Genomic DNA, 22,709 nt, shown 5'->3' on the forward strand with positions numbered 1-22,709 from the left:
GGCAGCCAGAGGCAGTCCACGCCCAGCCACTGCAGGTAGTCCAGTTTGGCGGTCAGACCCTTCAGGTCGCCGATGCCGTCACCGTTGCTGTCCTGAAAGGAGCGGACCAGGACCTCGTAGAAGACGGCTCGTTTGAACCAGTCCGGGTCCCGGTCCTTGGCGGGGGTGTCCTCGAAGGTGTCCGGGACGGGTTCGTTGACGATCATGCTGTGGGTGACCCTCCGATCGACGGGCTGGACGGTCGCAGGACACGGCTGTGCTCGTCCGGGGGCTCACTCCCGGATGCCCGGCCGACGACGAGCACATGCGCTCCCCCCGGCTCCAGGCGCACATAATTGGACCTGCCCCATTGATAGGTCTCGCCGGTGAGCTCGTCGCGCACCGGTACCGACTCGTGCCAGTCCAGGCCGAGTTGCGGCATGTCCAACGAGACCGTGGCCTCCTGGGTGTGGTGGGGGTCGAGGTTGGCGACCACCAGAACCGTGTTCGAACCACGCCGTTTCGCGTAGGCGATGACCTCCTCCTTGTCGGCGTGGTGGAAGTGGAGGTCGCGCAGTTGCCGCAGGGCCGGGTTCTCGCGGCGGATGGTGTTGAGTTTGGTGATGAGGGGGGTGATGGTGCGGCCCTCGCGTTCGGCGGTCTGCCAGTCGCGGTGTTTGAGCTGGTACTTCTCGCTGTCGAGGTATTCCTCACTGCCCTCGCGCAGGGGGGTGTTCTCGCAGAGTTCGTAGCCGCTGTAGATGCCCCAGGTGGGGGAGAGGGTGGCGGCCAGGACGGCGCGGACCTCGAAGGCGGGGCGGCCGCCGTGCTGGAGGTAGGCGTGCAGGATGTCGGGGGTGTTGGCGAAGAGGTTGGGCCGCATGTAGGAGGCGGCCTCCCCCGACAGTTCGGTGAGGTACTCGGTCAGTTCCCGCTTGGTGGTGCGCCAGGTGAAGTAGGTGTAGGACTGCTGGAAGCCGATCTGGGCCAGGGTGTGCATCATCGCGGGGCGGGTGAACGCCTCGGCCAGGAAGATCACGTCGGGGTCGGTGCGGTTGATCTCGCCGATCACGCGTTCCCAGAACAGGACCGGTTTGGTGTGCGGGTTGTCGACGCGGAAGATCCGCACCCCGGTGGCCGTCCAGTGCCGCAGCACCCGGCAGGTCTCGGCGACCAGCCCGTCCAGGTCGGTGTCGAAGGCGATGGGGTAGATGTCCTGGTACTTCTTCGGCGGGTTCTCCGCGTACGCGATGGAGCCGTCGGGGCGGTGGTGGAACCACTCGGGGTGCTTGTGCACCCAGGGGTGGTCCGGGGAGCACTGCAGGGCGAAGTCCAGGGCCACCTCCAGGCCCAGTTCGCCGGCCCGGGCGACGAAGCGGGTGAAGTCCTCCAGGGTGCCCAGGTCGGGGTGGACGGCGTCGTGGCCGCCCTCGGGGGAGCCGATGGCCCAGGGCACGCCGACGTCGTCGGGGCCGGCGTTGAGGGTGTTGTTGGGGCCTTTGCGGTGGGTGGTGCCGATGGGGTGGATGGGTGGGAGGTAGACGACGTCGAAGCCCATCGCGGCGATCGCCGGGAGGCGGCGGGCGGCGGTGTCGAAGGTGCCGTGCGGCTTCTGTGGTGTGCCCTCGGAGCGGGGGAAGAACTCGTACCAGGCGCCGTACAGGGCCCGTTCGCGTTCCACCAGCAGCGGCAGCGGGTCGCTGCTGGTGACCAGCTCGCGCAGCGGGTGCCGGGCCAGCACCGCGTCCACCTCCGGCGTCAACGCCGCCGCCAGCCGGGACGCCGCCGGACGGCTCTCGTCGCGCAGGGCGCCCACGGCCGCCAGGAGGACGCCCCTGGACCCGGGGTCGGGCACCTGGGCCGCCGCCCGCTCGTGCAGCCGGGCGCCCTCCTCCAGGACGACCTCGGTGTCCATGCCCGCCGGGATCTTGATCCGCGCGTGGTGCCGCCAGGTGGTGACCGGATCACCCCACGCCTCCACGGCGTACGACCACAGCCCCGGCTCCCCGGCGGTGACGGTCGCCCCCCACCTGTCCGTGCCGGGCGCGAGCTCCCGCATCGGCGTGAACGGACCCGGACGCCCCTCCGGGTCCCTCAGCACCACATTCGCGGCCACCGCGTCGTGCCCCTCCCGGAACACGGTCGCCGAGACCTCGAACGTCTCACCGGTCACGGCCTTCGCCGGCCGCCTCCCCCGCTGCACCATCGGCCGGACGTCGAGGACCGGGATGCGCCCCACGACGGTCGCGGGGGCCGGTGCCGCGGGTGTGGGCGGCGGGGGGCCGGTCTCGGCCGGGCGGACCGGAGGGGATCCGGCGCCGCGCCCCGCGGGGGTACGGGAACCTGGGGTCGGGGGGGATGACGAGTGGTGCTTGGCGGGCATGACCGCTCCTGTCCGCGTCAACGTGGGTGGGCGGATGACTGTGGGGAGGTGGGTCCTGCGTGGTGCTGCTGAGGGAGTACCCGCAGGAGCCTTCCCACACTGTTCGGGTGGGCAACCCGGCACTTTGTTAACTACTCACGCGTATGTCGACATACAAGACCGGCCCCGTCCGCACGGGACGGAGCCGGTCGTCGGTGGGCGCGCTCCCACGGTCGCCGGTGCCGTCCCGGACGGCCGGCGCCCGGCGTCCCGCGCGGGTGCCGCTACGCGCGCGGAACCTGGAGCAGCCGGTCCGGCGAGCCGGGCCCGCGCCCGGCCACCTTCCCGCTCGCCGCGCCCTTGACCAGCGTGTTCGCCACCTGGGCCGGGGTCGCCCGCCGGTGCTCGGCCAGATACAGCGCCGCCGCGCCCGCCACGTGCGGGGACGCCATCGACGTACCCGAGCGGGTGGCCCGCGCGGTGTCGCTCGCGGCGGAGGCCGAGGTGATCGAGACCCCGGGGGCGAACAGGTCGAGGGCGGAACCGACGTTGGAAAAGGCCGGTTTCTTGTCCTGCCGGTCGGTCGCGCCGACCGTGACGGCCTGTTTCACGCCCGCCGGCGAGTACAGCGCGGCCGGCCCGCCCTCGTTGCCCGCGGCGACCGTGTACGTGACGCCGGAGGCGATGGAGGTGCGCACGGCGGCGTTCAGCTGCGCGTTGTGGAAGCCGCCGAGGCTGAGGTTGGCGACCGCGGGCCTCCTCGCGTTCCGGGTGACCCAGTCGATACCGGCGATCACCTGCGCGGTGGTGCCCGCGCCGGCGTCGTCCAGGACGCGCACGGAGACGATCCGCGCCTTCTTGGCGACCCCGTACGAGGCGCCCGCCACGATCCCGGCGACGTGCGTACCGTGTCCGTTGCCGTCCTGGGCGGTCCGGTCTCCCTGGACGAAGTCCCAGCCGTGACGGGCCCGTCCGGCGAAGTCCCGGTGCGTGGTCCGTACGCCGGTGTCGATCACGTAGACCGTCACCCCGGCGCCCGCCGACCCCGGCCAGGCGTAGCGCCCGTCCAGCGGGAGGGCGCGCCGGTCGATCCGGTCCAGGCCCCAGGACGGAGGGTTCCCCTGCGTGCCGTCCAGGGTGACGCGCGTGTCCTGGACCACCGAGGCGACCCGCGGGTCGGCGGCCAGGCGCCCGGCCTGTCTCGCGTCGGCCCGTACGGCGTACCCGTTGAGCACCCTGTCGTAGGTGTGGCTGATTCTCGCGCCGTACCCCTCGGCGAGGTCCCTGCCTGCCGCCGAGCGGGCCGCCGTCCCCTCCTTCAGCGTCACCAGATAACTGCCGGTCACGGAGCCGGGTGCCCCGGCGCCGAGTATCCGTCCCTGTGGCGCGGCGTGCGCGGGCGGGGTGGCGGCCGAGACCGCCGCGGCGCACAGCACCGCCGTCATGACCCCCGCCCGACGCGGACGCCGCCTGCGCGTCCGTGACATGGTCCGAGTTCCCCTCCTCCGCTCGGCGCGTCCGGCGCGGGCCGGTGCGCCAAAGGGGAAGCGTCTCGTGCGGGACGAAGCGCGACAAGGACGCCTACGGGGGCGGAATCGGCCATATCCATCATGCGGTGAATCGTTTGGCCGGGGGCACGGAGGTACCCGTGTCCCCCGGCCTCCCGCGCGGCTCGTGTCCGCGCCGGTACTGTCGGCAACGATGCCCGGACGCACACCGCGTCTCTCACGAACCCGCCGAGGTGGCTTGTGAAGGCGATCCGTCGATTCACCGTCCGACCCGTGCTCCCCGACCCCCTGCGCCCCCTCAGTGACCTGGCCCGCAATCTGCGCTGGTCCTGGCACGCCGCGACCCGTGACCTGTTCCGCTCCGTCGACCCCGGCCGCTGGGCCGCCACCGGCCGCGACCCCGTACGGCTGCTCGGCAGCGTGCCGGCCGGGCGGCTCACCGAGCTGGCCGGTGACCGTGACTTCCTGGACCGCCTCGACGCGGCCGCCCGCGATCTGGACGCCTACCTGACCGGCGACCGCTGGTACCAGGCGCAGACCGACCGGCTGCCCGCCGCCGTCGCCTACTTCTCCCCGGAGTTCGGCATCACGGCCGCCCTGCCGCAGTACTCCGGCGGCCTCGGCATCCTCGCCGGCGACCACCTCAAGGCCGCCAGCGACCTCGGCGTCCCCCTCGTCGGCGTCGGCCTGCTCTACCGGCACGGCTACTTCCGCCAGTCCCTGTCCCGGGACGGCTGGCAGCAGGAGCACTACCCCGTCCTCGACCCCCACGAGCTGCCCCTGGACCAGCTCGAGGAGCCCGACGGCACCCCCGCCCAGATCACCCTCGCCCTGCCCGGCGACCGCTGCCTGCGCGCCCGGATCTGGCTGGCCCAGGTCGGCAGGGTCCCGCTGCTCCTGCTCGACTCCGACGTCGAGGAGAACGACCCCGGCGAACGCGGGGTGACCGACCGGCTCTACGGCGGCGGCAGCGAGCACCGGCTGCTCCAGGAGATGCTGCTCGGCATAGGAGGGGTCCGGGCGGTGCGCACGTACTGCGGGCTCACCGGACACGCCGCACCCGAGGTGTTCCACACCAACGAGGGCCACGCGGGCTTCCTCGGCCTGGAGCGCATCGCCGAACTGCGCGCGGACGGGCTGGACTTCGACGCGGCCCTGGAGGCGGTCCGGGCGGGAACCGTGTTCACCACCCACACGCCCGTCCCGGCCGGCATCGACCGCTTCGACCGCGAACTGGTCGCCCGGCACTTCGGCCCGCACGCCGAACTGCCCCACATGGAGGTCGACCGCATCCTCCGGCTCGGCACGGAGAGCTACCCCGGCGGTGAACCCGGCCTGTTCAACATGGCCGTGATGGGCCTGCGCCTGGCCCAGCGCGCCAACGGCGTCTCCCTGCTGCACGGCGACGTCAGCCGCGAGATGTTCGCCGGACTCTGGCCGGGCTTCGACCCCGAGGAGGTGCCCATCACCTCCGTCACCAACGGCGTGCACGCGCCCACCTGGGTCGCCCCCGAGGTGTTCCGGCTCGGCGCCCGGCAGATCGGCGCCCAGCGCGCCGAGGAGGCGCTGAGCGTCGGCGACTCCGACCGCTGGGACTCCGTCGCGGACATCGCCGACCAGGACATCTGGGAGCTGCGCCGGTCCCTGCGGGAGCAGCTGGTCCTCGAGGTGCGCGAGCGGCTGCGCGCCTCCTGGCGGCAGCGCGGCGCCGGCACGGCCGAGCTGGGCTGGATCGACGGGGTGCTCGACCCGGACGTGCTGACCATCGGCTTCGCCCGGCGCGTCCCGTCGTACAAGCGGCTCACGCTCATGCTGCGCGACCGGGACCGGCTGACGGAGCTGCTGCTGCACCCCGAGCGGCCGGTGCAGATCGTGGTCGCCGGCAAGGCCCACCCGGCGGACGACGGCGGCAAGCGGCTCATCCAGGAACTGGTCCGCTTCGCCGACGACCCGCGCGTGCGGCACCGGATCGTGTTCCTGCCCGACTACGGCATGGCGATGGCGCAGAAGCTCTACCCCGGCTGCGACATCTGGCTGAACAACCCGCTCAGGCCGCTGGAGGCGTGCGGCACCAGCGGGATGAAGGCGGCGCTCAACGGCTGCCTCAACCTGTCCGTGCTCGACGGCTGGTGGAACGAGTGGTTCCAGCCCGACTTCGGCTGGGCCATCCCGACGGCCGACGGGGCGGGCACCGACCCGGACCGGCGCGACGCCATAGAGGCCGCGGCACTGTACGACCTGCTGGAGCAGCGGATCACGCCGTGCTTCTACGAGCGGGGGCGCGACGGGCTGCCGGACCGGTGGATCGAGATGGTGCGCCGGACGCTGAGCCTGCTCGGCCCGAAGGTGCTGGCCGGGCGGATGGTCCGGGAGTACGTGGAGCGGCTGTACGCGCCCGCCGCGCACGCGCACCGCGCGATGGACCCGGACTCCGCGCGGGCGCTCGCCGAGTGGAAGGCGAGGGTGCGGGCGGCCTGGCACGGGGTGACCGTCGACCACGTCGAGACGTCGGTGACCGCGGCCACCGCGGAACTCGGCACCACGCTCGCGCTGCGGGTGCGGGTGGGGTTGGGCGGTCTGAAACCGGAGGACGTCGAGGTGCAGGCGGTCTCCGGGCGGGTGGACGAGGAGGACCGCATCACCGATGCGGCGGCGGTGCCGCTGAAGCCGGTGGGCGCGCCCGACCCGGAGGGGCGCTGGGTGTACGAGGGGCCGCTGGCCCTGGACCGGACGGGGCCCTTCGGCTACACGGTGCGGATCCTGCCCGGGCACCGGCTGCTGGCGTCCGGGGCGGAGCTGGGGCTGGTGGCGGTGCCGTCGGAGGACGTGGTGGAGGGGGCGGGCCTGCTGATGCGGTGAGGTGACGTACCAGCCCGTCTGGGGGTGCCCCCTCTGGGGGAGTTTGAGGACGAGGCCCGTTCAGGGCCGAAGGGAGGTCTGGGGGCGCAGCCCCCAGGGACGGGACGGGAAGGGGCGGCGGGGGCGACGAACAGTGCCGGGCGGAGGTGACGGCGCGGTCCGCTGGAGAGTGCCGCCTGCGCCCACCCGTGCCGCCCTGGGGGCACCTCCCAGGCCTTTGAGGCACTGGGGGAGGCACGACTGCCCGCAGGCTGCGGGGCGGCGTGCGGGCGTCAGTCCTGTTCGATGCCCTTCGTCGCCAGCCGGCGAAGGACCTTGCCGCAGCGGCGGGCGTACGCGTGCTGCATCGCGCGGGTGGCCGGGCCGCCCGCGCGGGAGTACCAGCGGGCCGGCCTGCTGAACGCCTCCACCGTCAGCCACACCGTCCCGTCGCCGGTGCGGTCCACGACGAACGACTCCTCGCCGCACTCGGGGTGCCCGGCCAGGGTGCCGTACGCCCAGCCGGCCCTGCGGTGCTCCTCCACCGTCCACACCACCCGGCAGGGCGCCTTCACGACCCCGGCGAGGACGATGGTGACGTCGACGTCCGGGGCCGCGCGGTCGGCGGCGGTCTCGACACCGACCCCCAGCTCCCGGTGCAACTCCCAGGTGAGCAGCGCCCGGGCGGCCTGCCGGAAGACCGCCTCGCCCTCGCCGATGCGGGTGCGGACGCGCATCGGGTGGAAGCCGGGGGGACAGAAACCGGGCTCCCGGGTGGCGCCGACGTGGTCGTAGGTGAAGTCCGCCGAAGACATGGGACCCAAGAGTAGGGCGGCGCCCACGCCTCGGGGAAAGGCGGGGCGCCGCTCACGCACTGCGTGTCCGGTTTACGGGAAGGTGAGCTTCCACCCGTTGATGTAACCGGTGTCGTACCGTGCCGCGTCCTGCACCCGTAGTTTCCAGGTGCCGTTGGCGGTCTCGGAGGAGGCGTTGACCGTGTAGGTCTCGTTGATGTCGTCCGCCGAGCCGCCGGTGCGGTTCCTCAGGCGGTACGCCGTGCCGTCCGGGGCCACCAGGTCGAGGACCAGGTCACCGCTGTAGGTGTGCACGATGTCCACCGAGACCCGGAGGTTGGAGGGCGCGTTGCCCGTCCACCCGGAGACGGTGATCGAGGACGTCACCGCGGAGCCGTAGTCCGGGATGGACACGTCGGCGTCGCTCTCGAAGGACGTACCGCCGCCACCGCCGTCGTCGGAGCGCGAGCCGACGTTGATGGCCGCCCACGCGTCCTGCACCGCCTTGTACTCGGCGCTGTCCGTGCCGTACAGCTCACCGGTCGCCGCCAGGGTGCCGGTGCGGGCGCCCGCGTAGTTGGTGGTGGAGGTGAACTTGGTGGTCAGCGCGCGGAACCAGATCTTCTCCGCCTTGGCGCGGCCGATGCCGGTGACCGGGAGGCCGTCCGAGGTGGGCGAGTCGTAGCTGACACCGTTGATGGTCTTGGTGCCGCTGCCCTCGCTCAGCAGGTAGAAGAAGTGGTTGGCGGGGCCGGACGAGTAGTGCACGTCGACGTTGCCGATACCGGAGTACCAGTAGTCCTTGGACGCGCCGTCCTTGCTCGGCTCGTCCATGTAGCGCAGCGGGGTGCCGTCGCCGTTGATGTCGATCTCCTCGCCGATGAGGTAGTCACCGACGTCGGAGGAGTTGTTGGCGTAGAACTCGACGGTCGAGCCGAAGATGTCGCTGGTCGCCTCGTTGAGGCCGCCGGACTCGCCGCTGTAGTTGAGGCCCGCGGTGTTCGAGGTGAGACCGTGGGTCATCTCGTGCGCGGCCACGTCGATCGAGGTGAGCGGGTTGGCGTTGCCGGAGCCGTCGCCGTAGGTCATGCAGAAGCAGCTGTCGGACCAGAAGGCGTTGACGTAGTTGTTGCCGTAGTGGACCCGGGAGTAGGCGCCCACACCGTCCCCGCGGATGCCGCTGCGGCCGTGCACGTTCTTGTAGTAGTCCCAGGTCAGCGCGGCCCCGTAGTGGGCGTCGGCGGCGGCGGACTCCGCGTTGGAGGGGCTGCCGTTGCCCCAGACGTCGTCGGAGCCGGAGAACAGCGTGCCGGTGCCGGAGGTGCCCCGGTTCAGGTTGTACGTCTTGTGCCCGCCGCGCGCCCCGTCGGTGAGGTTGTACGACGACCCGGACTGGGTGGTGGTCAGGTCGACGGTGCCGCTGTAGACGGTGTGGCCGGTTCCGTTCTGGACGGCCTGCCACTCGTACAGCTTCTCGCCCGTGGTGGCGTCGGTGACGACGTGCAGCTCCTGCGGGGTGCCGTCGTGCTGGAGCCCGCCGACGACCGTCTCGTACGCCACGACCGGCTCGCCCCCGGCGGCCCAGACCACCTTGCGCGGGGCGCGGTCGACCTCGGCGCCCTTCGCGTCCTCGGCCTTCGCGGCGGACAGGGCCTGCTGCTCGGCCTTGGCGGCCGGCACCTCGGCGGTGGTGGTCGCGGGCTTCACCGCGGCCCGGGTGGCCTTGACGACGGCGTCGGCCTCACCGGCGCTGTCGCCCTGGACGACCAGGTCGCCGCCGAGGACGGGCAGGCCGTCGTAGGTGCGCTCGTAGCGGACGTGCACGGTGCCGTCGCGGTCCTTGAGGACGTCACGGACGACGAGCTTCTCCTTCGCGCCCAGACCGAGGGCCTCGGCGGTCTCCGCCTTGGTGGCGTTCGCCTCCCGGATCAGCGCGGCGCGTTGGGCCGGGGTGAGCTTGACCGACTCCGAACCCGGCTTCGCCTCGCTCGCCGCCGTCGGTGCCTGCTCGGGGGCGGCGGTGGCGCTGCCGGACTGCACGGCCGTGGCGATCAGCGCGGCCACCCCGGCGAGGGCGACGGCGGCGGCACGGCGGTGCGTGGCGTGGGGGGTGCGTCTGTGGGACGACCTGCTTCTCAACACTGACTCCTTCTGCGGGGCCGCGGATCGCGCGGCCTGGGGAGACCGGACGGCGGGTGGGCCGGCCGGGCAGAACGGAAGTGCCATTCGCTGTGGCCGCGGGGCAGCGGTGGGGTGGTGCTGTGGGGTTGCTGTCGAGCGGCCGTGGGAAGAGTGGCAGGGGATCGCGGTTTCTGTCAGGAGCGCGTCAGGAATTTGGCCGGAAACCGTTCGTTGTCCGGGAGTTCGGGTTCGGTATACGAACAGTTGGGGGTGGGTTGAGGGCGGGGGGTGCGGGTGGGGTGGGATTCGGTGTTCTTCGCCCCCGCCGCCCCTTCCCTTCCCGTCCCTGGGGCTGCGCCCCAGACCCCCATCGGCCCTTCGGGCCTCGTCCTCAAACTCCCCCAGAGGGGGCACCCCCAGACGGGCTGGTTGTGCCGGACGGGCTGTTGTCGCCGTGCCAGGAGTGCCACAGGCTCGCGTACGCCCCGCCGACCGCCACCAGGGCGTCGTGGGTGCCCAGTTCGGTCAGGCGGCCGTCCTCCATGACCGCCACCCGGTCGGCGTCGTGCGCGGTGTGCAGGCGGTGGGCGACGGCGATGACCGTACGGCCCTCCAGGACGGCCGCCAGCGCGCGCTCGGTGTGCCGGGCGGTCGTCGGGTCGAGCAGCGCGGTGGCCTCGTCGAGGATCAACGTGTGCGGATCGGCCAGCACCACCCGCGCCAGCGCGAGCTGCTGCGCCTGCGAACCGTCGGTGGCGTGGCCGCCCTCGCCCAGCTCCGTGTCCAGCCCGTCCGGCAGCTCCCGCACCCACGCCTCGGCACCGACCACGGCCAGCGCCGCCCACAACTCCCCGTCCCCGGCGGCCGGTTCGGCGATGCGCAGATTGTCGCGAACCGACCCGAGGAACACGTGGTGCTCCTGGGTGACCAGCACCACCTGCCGCCGCAGCCGCTCCGGGTCCAGGCCGGAAACCGGTACCCCGCCCACGGTCACCGTTCCCGCGGTCGGCGCGTCCACGCCCGCCAGCAGCCGGCTCAGCGTGGTCTTGCCCGCACCGGACGGCCCCACCACGGCCAACCGTTCGCCCGGAGTCACCGTCAGATCGACCCCGCGCAGCACCTCGCCGCCGCCGTCGTAGGCGTAACACACACCCGTCACATCGATGCGGTCGTCGACCGGATCCGAACTGTCGCCCCGCTCCGCCGCGCGCGGCGCCCGCGCCAGCCCTTCCACCCGGGCGAAGGAGGCGCCGCCGGCCTGCAACTGCTCCAGCCGCATCAGCACCTCGTCCAGCGGACCGCTCAACTGCAGCAGGTACAGCGAGGCCGCCACCACCTCCCCGAGGCTCACCGCGCCCCGCCCGTGCAGCCACCCGCCGATCAGCAGCACCCCGGCCACCGGCACGACGTACGACACCTCGACCACCGGGAAGAACACCGTGCGCAGGAACAGCGTGCGGAACCGGGTGCGGCGGGAGGTCTCCAGCGCCTCCCGGTTGGCGCGGATCCGCCGCTCCTGGAGCCGGAACGCCTCCACCGTGCGGGCCCCCGACGCCGTCGCCGCGACGACCTCCGCCACGTCCGAGTTCGCCGCCCCCTCGGCGAGGTAGGCGCCGCGGGCCCGGCGCAGGTACCAGCGCAGCACGCACCAGATCGGCGTCAGCCCGAGCAGCCCGAGGAAGCCCAGCAGCGGGTTCACCACCAGGACCGCGCCCATCACGAACAGCGACTGCACGGCGTTGACCAGCAACGACGGCCCGGCGTCGCGCAGGGTCGTACCGACGGCGGTGACATCGGCCGTTCCCCGGGCCGTCAGGTCACCCGTGCCCGCCCGCTCCACCACCGACGAGGGCAGCGCCAGCGCCCGGTCCACGAACCGCTCCCGCACCCGCGCCAGCGTCCGCTCCCCGAAACGGTGCCCCACGAACCGGGCCCAGCGCGACAGCAGCAACTGGGCGACGGCGCACAGCAGGATGACCGGCGCCAGCCGGTCCACCACGGCCGGCCCGCCCCCGGCACGCACCTCGTCGATGATCCGCCCCAGCAGCCAGGGCCCGGCCAGCCCCACCACGGCCGCCAGCCCGTTCAGCGCCAGCACACCGGCGAAGGCCCGCCCGTCCGCCCGCACCAGCTCCGCGGCGGCCCGCCGCACCTCGGCGGGCCCGGCCAGGGGGAGTCGCTCCCCGCTCATCTCGCGACCTCCTCGGCGGTGGGTTCCTCGACGGTGGATTCCTCGGTGTCCCTGGCCACCAGGTCCCGGTAGGCGGGCTCGGTGGCGAGCAGCGCACGATGGCTGCCGCTCGCGGCCACCTTCCCGTCCACCAGGAAGATCACCTCGTCGACCCGGCTGAGCACCAGCGGCGAGGTGGTGGCCAGCAGCGTCGTACGGCCCCCGCGGGCTTCCCGCAGCCGGTCGGCGACCGTGGCCTCGGTGTGCGCGTCGAGCGCCGACGTGGGCTCCACCGCCAGCAGCACCTCCGGACCGGCCAGCAACGCCCGCGCCAGCCGCACGCGTTGCCGCTGACCGCCGGAGAGACTGCGGCCCTGCGCGGACACGACCGAGTCCAGCCCGCCGGGCAGGCCCCGCACGATGTCGTCGGCGGCCGCCGCGCGCAGCGCGCCCAGCACGTCCTCGTCGGACGGATCCCCGCGCCCGGCCACCACCTCCCGCAGCGGACCGGCGAACAGGTCCGCCTCCGCGTCGGCGACCAGGATCCGCTCCCGCACCCGCGCCAGCGCGATCTCGTCCAGCCGGACCCCGCCCCAGGTCACGTCGGACGGCGCGTACCGGCCCAGGCGGTCCACCACGGCGAGCGCGTCGGCGGGACGCGCGGCGGTGAGCGCGGTCAGCCGGCCCGGCAGCAGCCGCACCCCCGACTCCGGGTCGTACAGCACCGACGGCTCGGCCGGGGCGTCGGCGGTGGCGGCGTCGGGCGGCGGCTCCAGCCGCAGCAGCGCCGTCACCCGCCGGGCGGCCACCACACCCCGGCTCAGCGAGTAGCCGCACTCGATGAGGAACATCACCGGCCACACCAGTACGGCCACATAGCCGTACACCGACACCAGCTCACCCACGCTGATGTGCCCCTGCGCGGCCTGCCGCGCCGCGATCCAGGTCACCCCCGCGAGGAACAGCGTCGGCAGCCCCGCGGAGAGCGCCTGCATCCAGCTCGTCACGGCCCCGACCCGGTAGCCCTGCTCCCGCAGCCGCCCCGAGTCACGGCGGAACGCGTCGGCGACCAGATTCTTCCCGCCCAGCCCGCTCAGCACCCGCAACCCGCCCGCCAGATCACCGATCCGCGCGGTCAGCACGCCCTGCCGCTCCCGGTACTCCGTCTCCGCGCCCTGCAGCCACCCCGCCAGCGGCCCGACGGCGAGCCCGATCACCGGCACCCCGAGCAGCACCACCAGCGCCAGCAGCGGCGACACCGACAACAGCAGCCCGGCCACCACCAGATACGCCACCACCGCGCCGATCCCCGGCCCGACGGCCGTGAGCGACTGGGCGATCATCTGCACGTCACCCACCCCGATGGTGACGACCTCCCCGGCCCCGGTCCGCCGCTCCAGCGAGGCACCCAGCCGCACCGTCTGCCCCACGACCACCTTCACCGTGCGGAAGTTGGCGTCCATCCGCACCCGCGTCATGGTGCGGTGCCTCATGATGCTCAGCCACGCGTTGACCACGCACACCACGAACAGGGCACCGGTCCACCACGCCAGCGCCCCCATGTCACCCGGCTCCAGCCCTTCGTCCACGGCCCGGGACATCGCGTACGGCGTCGCCGCCAGCAGCACCATCCAGACACAGCTCAGCACCGCCCCCGCCGCACACCGCCCCGGCTGCCGCAGCACCAGCCACCACAGATACCGGGCCCCGCCCCGCCGCTCGGGCGTGCCGGGATCCTCGTACGCGTCGATCACCGCTCGTTCTCCCCCCGTGCGCCGTCGCGGTCAGGCCAGACTGTCCCGCCAGGCCCGGTGCAGGTCGGCGAACCTGCCCGTGCCGGCGATCAGTTCGGCCGGGCTGCCGTCCTCCACGATCCGTCCGTGCTCCATGACCAGCACCCGGTCGGCGATCTCCACCGTCGACAGCCGGTGGGCGATCACCACCGCCGTACGGCCCTTCAGCACCGTCGCCATCGCCCGCTGCACCGCCCGCTCACCGGGGATGTCCAGCGAGCTGGTCGCCTCGTCGAGGATGAGGACCGCCGGGTCCGCGAGCAGCGCCCGCGCGAAGGCGACCAGCTGGCGCTGACCGGCCGAGATGCGGCCGCCCCGCTTGCGTACGTCGGTGTCGTAGCCGTCGGGCAGCGCGGCGATGAAGTCGTGCGCGCCGATCTCCTTCGCCGCACGCTCGATCTCCTGGCGGGTGGCGTCCGGCCGACCGATCGAGATGTTCTCGGCGACCGTTCCGGAGAACAGGAACGCCTCCTGCGTCACCATCACCACCTCACGCCGCAGATCACGCCCCGTGAGGTCACGCAGGTCCGTCCCGTCGAGCAGCACCCGGCCGTCGGTGGGGTCGTAGAAGCGGGCGAGGAGCTTCGCCAGCGTCGACTTGCCCGCGCCCGTCGAGCCGACGACGGCGACGGTCTGCCCGGCGGGGAGGGTGAGGCCGAAGCGGGGCAGTACCTCGCCGCCGGTGCGGTACGCGAACCGGACGTCGTCGAAGACGACCTCCCGGCCGGGGAGCCCGGAGCGCCGCTCCGGCAGCTCGCGGGGGGACGTCGGCTCGGGCACGGACGGGGTCTGCGCCAGCAGGCCGGCGATCTTCTCCAGCGAGGCCGCCGCCGACTGGTAGGAGTTCAGGAACATGCCGAGGCGGTCGATCGGGTCGTAGAGGCGGCGGAGGTAGAGGACCGCCGCCGCCAGGACGCCCAGCTCCAGCGACCCGTCCGCGACCCGGTGGGCGCCCCACAGCACGATCAGCGCGACCGTGGTGTTGGCGGTGATCCGGGAGCCGACGACGTAGCGGGCCATCTCGAGGAGCGCGTCGCCGTTGGTCCGCTCGTGCCGCCGGTTCAGCACCGCGAACTCGGCGTCGTTGGCGGCCTCCCGGCGGAAGGCGCGCACCGGCCGGATGCCGTTCATCGTCTCGACGAACTTCACGATCACCGCCGCGATGGCCGTCGACCGCTTCCGGTACACCCGCCCCGCCCGCCGCTGGTACGACCGTACGAGCAGGTACAGCGGCACGAACGACGCCACCGCGACGGCCCCGAGCCCGAGGTCCAGCCAGAGCAGCAGCACCGAGACGTAGACGGCGGAGAGGATGACCATGACCAGTTCCTGCAGGCCCTCCTCCAGCAGCTCGCGCAGCGACTCGACGTCGGTGGTGGAGCGGGAGATCAGCCGGCCCGAGGTGTAGCGCTCGTGGAAGTCGACGCTGAGCGCCTGCGCGTGCCGGAAGATGCGGCCGCGCAGGTCGAGCAGCACGTCCTGGCTGACCCGGGCGGAGGTGGTGACGAACCCGTACTGCAGCGCGCCGGCCGCCGCCGCGCACAGCAGGTAGCCCACCGCCACCGCGATCAGCGGCCCGTTGTCGTCACCGCGGAACGCGGGCACGGCCCGGTCGATGGCGTACGCCACCAGCAGCGGGCCGGCCTGCACGGCGGCCTGCTGGAACAGCAGCAACAGCGCGGTGACGGCGACCCTGCCGCGCATGGGGGAGAGCAGGGAACGCAGCAGTACGCCGGTGGCGCCCGGGGGAGTGGGCAGCTGGTCCCGGTCGAAGGGGTCGTCGGACGGCGGGGTCCGGTCGTCGTCCTCGTCCCGGGCGGGTGCGGTGGTGGTCGCCGTCATCGCTCGTCCTCCTCCTGGAGCCCCGCGGGGGCGCCGGACATGAGGTGCGCGTACTCGGGGTTGTCGCGCAGCAGTTCGTGGTGGGTGCCGATCGCGGTGATCCGGCCGCCGGAGAGGAGGGCGACGCGGTCGGCGAGGAGGACCGTGGAGGGGCGGTGGGCCACGATGAGGGCGGTGGTGTCCGCGAGCACCCGGCGCAGGGCGGCCTCGACGGCGGCCTCGGTGTGCACGTCCAGGGCGGAGAGCGGGTCGTCGAGGACCAGGAAGTCGGGGCGCCCGACGACGGCGCGCGCCAGCGCGAGGCGCTGGCGCTGGCCGCCGGAGAGGCTGAGGCCCTGCTCGCCGACCTGGGTGTCGGTGCCCTGGGGGAGCGCGTGGACGAAGTCGGCCTGGGCGACGGCGAGGGCGCGGTGGAGGTCTTCGTCGGTCGTGCCGCCGCCCATGAGGACGTTCTCGCCGACGCCGGCCGAGAAGAGGGTGGGCTCCTCGAAGGCGACGGCCACGCGGGAGCGGAGCTCTTCTCGGGACATCTCGGTGATGTCCGTGCCGTCGAGGGTGATGCGGCCCTCGGTGACTTCGTGGAGGCGGGGGACGAGGGCGGTGAGGGTGGTCTTGCCGCTGCCGGTGGCGCCGACGAGGGCGAGGGATTCGCCGGGGCGGATGTGGAGGTCGACGCGGTGCAGTACGGGGGGTGAGTCGTCGGGGGCGTCGGGGTAGCGGAAGGTGACGTTTTCGAAGCGTAGGCCTTCGATGGTGCCGGTGCCGGTGCCGGTGCCGGTGCCGGTGCCGGTGCCGGCACCGGTCGGGGGGTGTTGCGCAGCCCGGCGTTTGCGGGGTGCCGCTGCGCCCACCCTCCCCCACTCTCGGCTCCGCTCGAGCGGGGGGACCCCCATCGCCCCAGCGGCACGACTGCCCGCAGCTCCGGCGGACCCCGCAGCTCCGGCGGACCCCGCAGCTGCGGAGGATTCCGGCTCTGCGTCCATGACCTCGAAGTAGCGTTCCGTGGCTGTCGCCGCCTCCTGGCTCATGGCCAGCAGGAAGCCGATCGAGTCCACCGGCCAGCGCAGCGCCAGGGCCGTGGACAGGAACGCCACCAGCGTCCCCGCCGACAGCGACCCGTCCGCCACCCGCACGGCCCCCAGCACCAGCGCCGCCCCGATCGCCAGCTCGGGAAGCGTCACGATGACGCCCAGGATCGTCGCCAGCAGCCGCGCCTTGTGCAGCTCCGTCCCGCGCAGCTTCCCCGACAGCTCCCGGAACGCCCGCGCCTGGCTGCGGTGCCGCCCGAACCCCTTGATGATCCGGATGCCGAGCACGCTCTCCTCGACCACCGTCGTCAGATCACCCACCTGGTCCTGCGCCAGCCGCGCCGCCCCGGAGTACCGCTTCTCGAACACCACGCACGTGATCAGCACCGGCACGGCCGGTACCAGGATGACCAGCCCCAGCGTCCAGTCCTGCACCAGCATGATGATCACGCCGACGAGGATCGTCACCCCGTTGACCAGCAAGAACGTCAGCGGGAAGGCGAGGAACATGCGCAGCAGCATCAGATCCGTCGTGGCCCGCGACAGCAGTTGTCCCGACGGCCACCGGTCGTGGAAGGCGACCGGCAGCCGCTGCAGGTGCCGGTACAGACCCGCCCGCATCTCCGCCTCGACGTGCGACAGCGGACGCGCCACCAGCCACCGCCGGAACCCGAACAGCAGCGCCTCCGCCAGCCCGAGCAGCAGCAGGTACAGCGCGCCCAGCCACACCCCCGCCGGGTCCCGGTCGGCGATCGGCCCGTCCACCATCCATTTCAGGACGAGCGGGATGACCAGCCCGATGCAGGAGGCGACGATCGCGATGAACGCGGCGCTGAACAGCCGCGCCCGCACGGGACGCACATACGGCCACAGCCGCAGCAGCGTACGCACGACGGAGCGGGATTCCGGGGGAGAAGGTGTAGTGGGCATCAGCAGCGAGCCTACGGATCGCCACCGACACTGCCCACCGAGTTTCGGCCGGACCCCCCTCCGCCGCTGGTCCTACGACCTGCGGCTACGGGAAAGCCGTACGCACCGCGTCAGCCGATCGGCCGATACCCGTTCGTGTGTCACGGTCGGCCGCCTCCCGCACCCGCGGCAGGCGGCCGGTCCCGCACCCGCACCCGTGGCAGGCGGTCAGTCCCGCACCCGCAGCAGCAGCACCGTCCGGCCCGGCACCGTGACCCTCGCCCCCGCCCGGTGCTCCACGCCGGGCGCCTCGGCCTGCGCCTCCCGCCCGGTGTCCACCACCACCTCGTACCGCTTTGCCCACGGCGGCCCCGGCAGCTCGAACTCCACCGGGTCGTGCCCCGCGTGCAGGACGGCCAGGAAGCTGTCGTCGAGGACCGGCGCCCCGTCCTCGTCGCGCCCCGGGATGTCCCGCCCGGAGAGGTACATGCCGAGCGTGGCGGCCGGCGCGTACCAGTCGTCCTCGGTCATCTCCGTGCCGCGCGGGGTGAACCAGGCCAGGTCGCGCAGCCCGTCCGCGGAGTGCGCGCGGCCGGAGAAGAAGGACCGGCGGCGCAGCACCGGGTGCCGGTGGCGCAGGGCGATCAGCCGGGAGGTCAGCTCGAACAGCGGCCGCCAGTCCGGGTCGTCCAGGAGCGTCCAGTCCACCCAGCCGATCTCGTTGTCCTGGCAGTAGGCGTTGTTGTTGCCGCGCTGGGTGCGGCCCATCTCGTCACCGGCGACCAGCATCGGCACGCCCGTCGACAGCAGCAGCGTGGTCAGCAGGTTCCGCAGCTGCCGCCGCCGCAGGGCCCGTACCTCCTCGTCCCGTGTCTCCCCCTCCACGCCGCAGTTCCAGGACCGGTTGTCGTCCGTGCCGTCCCGGTTGCCCTCGCCGTTGGCCTCGTTGTGCTTGCGGTCGTACGACACCAGGTCACGGAGGGTGAACCCGTCGTGCGCGGTGACGAAGTTGACCGAGGCGTACGGCCGCCGCCCGCCCCAGGCGTACAGGTCGCTGGACCCGGACAGCCGGTAGCCCATCTCCCGCACATCCGGCAGCGCGTGCCGCCAGAAATCCCGCACCGCGTCGCGGTAGCGGTCGTTCCACTCCGTCCACAGCGGCGGGAACGCCCCCACCTGGTAGCCCCCGGCGCCCACGTCCCACGGCTCGGCGATCAGCTTCACCCGGCGCAGCACCGGATCCTGCGCGATCACCGCGAGGAACGGCGACAGCATGTCGACGTCGTGCATCGAGCGGGCCAGCGCCGCCGCCAGGTCGAACCGGAAACCGTCGACGCCCATCTCGGTCACCCAGTAGCGCAGGGAGTCCGTGATCAGGCGCAGCACGTGCGGCTGCACGACGTGGAGCGTGTTGCCGCAGCCGGTGTAGTCGGCGTACCGGCGGGCGTCGGGCTGGAGGCGGTAGTAGCCGCGGTTGTCGACGCCCTTCAGGGAGAGCGTGGGGCCCAGCTCGCCCGCCTCGGCGGTGTGGTTGTAGACCACGTCGAGGATCACCTCGATGCCGGCCGCGTGCAGCGCGCGCACCATCCGCTTGAACTCGCCCACCTGCTGTCCCCGCGTCCCGGAGGCCGCGTACCCGGCGTGCGGGGCGAAGTAGCCGATGGAGTTGTAACCCCAGTGGTTGCGCAGCCCCCGCCGCAGCAGGTGGTCCTCGTGCGCGAACTGGTGCACCGGCAGCAGCTCCACCGCCGTCACGCCGAGCCGCACCAGGTGCTCCACCGCCGCCGGGTGCGCCAGCCCCGCGTACGTGCCGCGCAGCTCCTCGGGGACGCCCGGGTGCAGCTTGGTGAAGCCGCGCACGTGCAGCTCGTAGATCACCGAGTCCGCCCACGGCGTCTTCGGCCGGCGGTCGTCCGCCCAGTCGTCGTCGTCATGGACGACCACGCCCTTGGGGACGTACGGCGCCGAGTCCCGGTCGTCGCGCACGGTGTCCGCCACATGCTGCTCCGGCCAGTCGCGGACGTGCCCGTACACCTCCGGCGGCAACGAGCTGTAATCATTCCCTTTGGCTCCGTCCACGGCACGCGCGTACGGGTCGAGGAGCAGCTTCGCCGGATTCCAGCGGGCACCCGTCCACGGGTCCCAGCGGCCGTGCACCCGGTAGCCGTACCGCTGACCGGGCAGCACGCCCGGCACGAAACCGTGCCAGATCCCGTGCGTCAGCTCGGTGAGCCGGGCCCTGCTCTCCCGGCCCCGCTCGTCGAACAGGCACAGCTCGACCCCCTCCGCCCCGCCCGCCCACAACGCGAAGTTCGTCCCCGCCACCCCGTCCGGGCCGACCCGGAACCGGGCCCCCAGCGGCGTCGGCCGGCCCGGCCGCACCGGCACCGTGGGCACGGGCGGCGCCTGCCGCGCGCCGTTCACGACGGCGGCCGGGTGCCCGTTCCCGGTGGCCCGCCCTGAGGCCACCGCCTCCTGCTCGGCTGCGCTGGACACCTGTCAGCCTCCCGCGGCTCGTGAGGGGACGGCGGCGGACAGGGGGGCACGGCCCTTTTCGTCGGCTCGGCCGCGGCTCCCCGGTGCGTCGTCCTCCCACTGTTCTGCCCAGAGCGTGCCTCGCACTCACGTTTCCCCGGGGGCGGCATGGTCGTTTCCCGAGGGCGAGGCCCGTCGTTGGGCACCGCGTGAGGTACGTACAAGGGCGCGCACGGCGCGCGAGGGCCGCGCTGGCCGCCGTAGTGACATGGGCAGGACTGCTGACCGGAGCCGCCGGCTGCACCGCGGACGGCACCGTCGGCGGGGCGTTCGGGCCCCCGGCCGCCGAAGGCGTCATCCGCGTGTCGCCCGGCGACGGCAGCAAGGGCGTACGCCCCGGCTCGGCGCTGCGGGTGCGGGTGCCGCACGGGCGGCTGGAGTCGGTGAAGGTCGTCGTGGAGCGGGACGCGCGCGAGACGCGGGTCCCCGGGCGGATCTCCGGGGACGGGCTGACCTGGAAGCCCGACGACGAACGGCTGGCGCTGGCCGCCAAGTACACCGTCGACGCGGTGGCCGTCGACGGCGACGGCCACCGCTCCGCCCGGCACACCACCTTCACCACCCATGTCCCGGAGGAACGCTTCATCGGCTACGTCGCCCCGGAGGACCGCTCCACCGTCGGCACCGGCATGATCGTCTCCCTGGAGTTCAACCGGAAGATCACCCGCCGCGCGGCCGTCGAACGCGCCGTCCGCGTCACCGCCCGCCCGGCCGTCGAGATCCGCCCCCACTGGTTCGGCGGCACCCGCCTCGACTTCCGCCCCGAGCACTACTGGAAACCCGGCACCCGGGTCACCATCGACCTCGACCTGCGCGACGTCGAGGGAGCGCCGGGCGTCTACGGCCTCCAGCACCGCACCTTCACCTTCACCGTCGGCCGTAGCCAGGTGTCGGTGGTCGACGCTGCCGCGCACACCATGCGCGTACGACGGGACGGGGAACTGCTGGCCACCGTGCCGATCACGGCGGGCGCGCGGAAGACGCCCACGTACAACGGCAAAATGGTGATCACCGAGATGCTCGAGGTCACCCGCATGAACGGCGCGACGGTCGGCTTCACCGACGACGACGGCAAGGGCGAGTACGACATCCCCGACGTCCCGCACGCCATCCGCCTGACCAGCTCCGGCACCTTCCTGCACGGCAACTACTGGGCCGACGCCGACGTCTTCGGCGACTCCAACGTCAGCCACGGCTGCGTCGGACTGCGCGACGTGAAGGGCGGCGGGGCGGACACCCCGGCGGGCTGGTTCTTCGACCGCAGCCTCATCGGCGACGTCGTCGAGGTCGTCAACAGCCAGGACGAGGAGGTCGCCCCCGACAACGGCCTCGGCGGCTGGAACATGAACTGGAAGAAGTGGAAGGCGGGCGGCGCGGTGAAGTGACTCCCCCGGCGGACCGTTGAACTTGGAACGGAACGGTGACAAACCCGCCGTCCCGAACCCCTCTGGCCTGTGGTTACTATGCCCGAGCGCGCGAGGGGCGCGCGGGGGCGCGGGCCCGGCTGGGACCTGGTCCGCCGAGGGGAGAAACAAGTGAACGTGGGGCCCATATCGGGGGCGGCGCCGGTCGGCGCGCGGGGGCGAGGCGGCAGGAAGCTGGCGGCGCTGGCGCTCGGCGTGATGCTGGCGGTGACCGCCTGCGGCGGCGGAGGCTCGGACTCGGGCACCGGCCCGGGCGACGGCAAGGGCAAGGGCAAGGACTCCACCGCCGCGCAGAGCAAGCAGTCCGAGGCCGTGGTCGCCATCGCGCCCGAGGACGGCGCGAAGTCCGTCGAGACCAGCGGCGCGCTGAAGGTGAACACGACCAACGGCAAGCTGACCGAGGTCGTCGTCAAGAACCCGGACGGCGACGAGATCGAGGGCGAGATATCCGGGGACGGCGCCACCTGGACGCCGTCCACCCACCTGGCCGCCGCCACCAAGTACACGGTGCACGCGGTCGCCAAGGACTCCGAGGGCCGCACCGCGGCCGAGGACTCCAGCTTCACCACGCTGACACCGAAGAACACCTTCATCGGGCACTTCACCCCCGAGGACGGCTCCAAGGTCGGCGTCGGCATGCCGTTCTCGCTCCGCTTCACCCGGGGCATCACCAACCCCGAGGACGTCGAGAAGGCCATCCGCATCACCACCGAGCCGGCCGTCGAGGTCGAGGGCCACTGGTTCGGCAACGACCGCCTCGACTTCCGCCCGGAGAAGTACTGGAAGGCCGGCACCAAGGTCACCGTCGACCTCAACCTCGACGGGGTCGAGGGCCGCGACGGCGTCTACGGCGAACAGTCCAAGAAGGTCTCCTTCACCATCGGCCGCGAGCAGGTTTCCGTCGTCGACGCCAAGAAGCTCACGATGAAGGTCATGCGGGACGGCAAGCTCCTCAAGACCGTCCCGGTCACCACCGGCGCGCCCGGCTACGAGACCTGGAACGGCAAGATGGTCATCAGCGAGAAGCTGACGGTCACCCGGATGAACGGCGAGACGGTCGGCTACGGCGGCGAGTACGACATCAAGGACGTCCCGCACGCCATGCGCCTGTCCACCTCCGGCACCTTCCTGCACGGCAACTACTGGGGCGGCGACGCCTTCGGCAACCGCAACGCCAGCCACGGCTGCGTCGGCCTGCGCGACGTCCGCGGCGGCTGGGACAAGGAGGCCCCGGCCGCCTGGTTCTTCAACCAGTCCCTGATCGGCGACGTGGTGATCGTCAAGAACTCCAACGACGCCACCATCGCCCCGGACAACGGCCTCAACGGCTGGAACATGTCCTGGGAGAAGTGGAAGGCGTAAGCCCCATGAACAGCCCCGCACCCGTCAGGGGTGCGGGGCTGTTC

At 72.8% G+C, this 22,709-nt stretch carries 13 protein-coding genes; 3 read left to right on the forward strand and 10 right to left on the reverse strand.

Annotated features, from left to right (window positions below; all coding sequences use genetic code 11):
• The 3 genes from ACH5AO_RS36310 to ACH5AO_RS36320 all read right to left on the reverse strand — a co-directional run.
• Positions 1–206 (reverse strand): alpha-amylase family glycosyl hydrolase (locus ACH5AO_RS36310; protein ID WP_398932307.1); only part of this gene is annotated, 206 nt, incomplete at its 3' end.
• The gene (locus tag ACH5AO_RS36315; protein WP_398932309.1) at positions 203–2,362 is read right to left on the reverse strand and encodes an alpha-1,4-glucan--maltose-1-phosphate maltosyltransferase; all 2,160 of its coding nucleotides are present in this window, start codon (positions 2,360–2,362) and stop codon (positions 203–205) included. The genes ACH5AO_RS36315 and ACH5AO_RS36310, both read right to left, overlap by 4 nt.
• 263 nt (positions 2,363–2,625) lie before the next feature.
• Complete coding sequence (locus tag ACH5AO_RS36320) at positions 2,626–3,828, reverse strand: S8 family peptidase (RefSeq protein WP_398932311.1); 1,203 nt, start codon at positions 3,826–3,828, stop codon at positions 2,626–2,628.
• 261 nt (positions 3,829–4,089) lie between these two features.
• Between ACH5AO_RS36320 and ACH5AO_RS36325 the strand changes: the two genes are divergently transcribed.
• Positions 4,090–6,708 carry a glycosyltransferase family 1 protein gene (locus ACH5AO_RS36325; RefSeq protein WP_398932313.1) on the forward strand — a complete coding sequence of 873 codons (2,619 nt, stop codon included), beginning with the start codon at positions 4,090–4,092 and terminating at the stop codon, positions 6,706–6,708.
• A 272-nt stretch (positions 6,709–6,980) separates the two neighbouring features.
• Here the strand turns inward: ACH5AO_RS36325 and ACH5AO_RS36330 are convergent, their stop codons facing one another.
• The 7 genes from ACH5AO_RS36330 to glgX all read right to left on the reverse strand — a co-directional run bounded on the left by ACH5AO_RS36330 (position 6,981) and on the right by glgX (position 19,840).
• Complete coding sequence (locus ACH5AO_RS36330) at positions 6,981–7,502, reverse strand: DUF1990 family protein (protein ID WP_398932315.1); 522 nt, start codon at positions 7,500–7,502, stop codon at positions 6,981–6,983.
• A gap of 72 nt (positions 7,503–7,574) precedes the next feature.
• On the reverse strand, positions 7,575–9,620 hold the full coding sequence (locus tag ACH5AO_RS36335) for a M4 family metallopeptidase (protein WP_398932316.1): 2,046 nt from the start codon (positions 9,618–9,620) through the stop codon (positions 7,575–7,577).
• Between the two features lie 373 nt (positions 9,621–9,993).
• On the reverse strand, positions 9,994–11,793 hold the full coding sequence (locus tag ACH5AO_RS36340) for an ABC transporter ATP-binding protein (RefSeq protein ID WP_398932319.1): 1,800 nt from the start codon (positions 11,791–11,793) through the stop codon (positions 9,994–9,996).
• Positions 11,790–13,526, reverse strand: coding sequence for an ABC transporter ATP-binding protein (locus ACH5AO_RS36345; RefSeq protein WP_398932321.1), 1,737 nt, complete (start codon positions 13,524–13,526; stop codon positions 11,790–11,792). Before ACH5AO_RS36345 ends, ACH5AO_RS36340 begins: the two co-directional genes overlap by 4 nt.
• A 30-nt stretch (positions 13,527–13,556) precedes the next feature.
• Entirely contained in the window at positions 13,557–15,407 is a 1,851-nt protein-coding gene (locus tag ACH5AO_RS36350; protein WP_398932323.1) for an ABC transporter ATP-binding protein, read from the reverse strand.
• Positions 15,404–17,365 (reverse strand): ABC transporter ATP-binding protein, encoded by a 1,962-nt coding sequence (locus ACH5AO_RS36355; RefSeq protein ID WP_398932325.1) that lies wholly within the window; start codon positions 17,363–17,365, stop codon positions 15,404–15,406. Before ACH5AO_RS36355 ends, ACH5AO_RS36350 begins: the two co-directional genes overlap by 4 nt.
• A gap of 207 nt (positions 17,366–17,572) precedes the next feature.
• Positions 17,573–19,840 (reverse strand): glycogen debranching protein GlgX, encoded by a 2,268-nt coding sequence (gene glgX, locus ACH5AO_RS36360; protein ID WP_398932327.1) that lies wholly within the window; start codon positions 19,838–19,840, stop codon positions 17,573–17,575.
• 188 nt (positions 19,841–20,028) lie between these two features.
• Between glgX and ACH5AO_RS36365 the strand changes: the two genes are divergently transcribed.
• The gene (locus ACH5AO_RS36365) at positions 20,029–21,264 is read left to right on the forward strand and encodes an Ig-like domain-containing protein (protein WP_398932329.1); all 1,236 of its coding nucleotides are present in this window, start codon (positions 20,029–20,031) and stop codon (positions 21,262–21,264) included.
• Positions 21,265–21,414: 150 nt separating this feature from the next.
• Positions 21,415–22,665 (forward strand): Ig-like domain-containing protein, encoded by a 1,251-nt coding sequence (locus ACH5AO_RS36370; RefSeq protein ID WP_398932331.1) that lies wholly within the window; start codon positions 21,415–21,417, stop codon positions 22,663–22,665.
• Positions 22,666–22,709: the final 44 nt, after the last annotated feature.

Origin of the sequence: Streptomyces sp. NPDC018964 (assembly GCF_044390325.1) — a bacterium.
GTDB lineage: Bacteria > Actinomycetota > Actinomycetes > Streptomycetales > Streptomycetaceae > Streptomyces.

Coding starts and splice junctions, on each gene's coding strand:
- ACH5AO_RS36315 (WP_398932309.1), bottom strand. CDS start 2,362: ATGCCCGCCAAGCACCACTCGTCATCCCCCCCGACCCCAGGTTCCCGT.
- ACH5AO_RS36320 (WP_398932311.1), bottom strand. CDS start 3,828: ATGTCACGGACGCGCAGGCGGCGTCCGCGTCGGGCGGGGGTCATGACG.
- ACH5AO_RS36330 (WP_398932315.1), bottom strand. CDS start 7,502: ATGTCTTCGGCGGACTTCACCTACGACCACGTCGGCGCCACCCGGGAG.
- ACH5AO_RS36340 (WP_398932319.1), bottom strand. CDS start 11,793: ATGAGCGGGGAGCGACTCCCCCTGGCCGGGCCCGCCGAGGTGCGGCGG.
- ACH5AO_RS36350 (WP_398932323.1), bottom strand. CDS start 15,407: ATGACGGCGACCACCACCGCACCCGCCCGGGACGAGGACGACGACCGG.
- ACH5AO_RS36355 (WP_398932325.1), bottom strand. CDS start 17,365: ATGCCCACTACACCTTCTCCCCCGGAATCCCGCTCCGTCGTGCGTACG.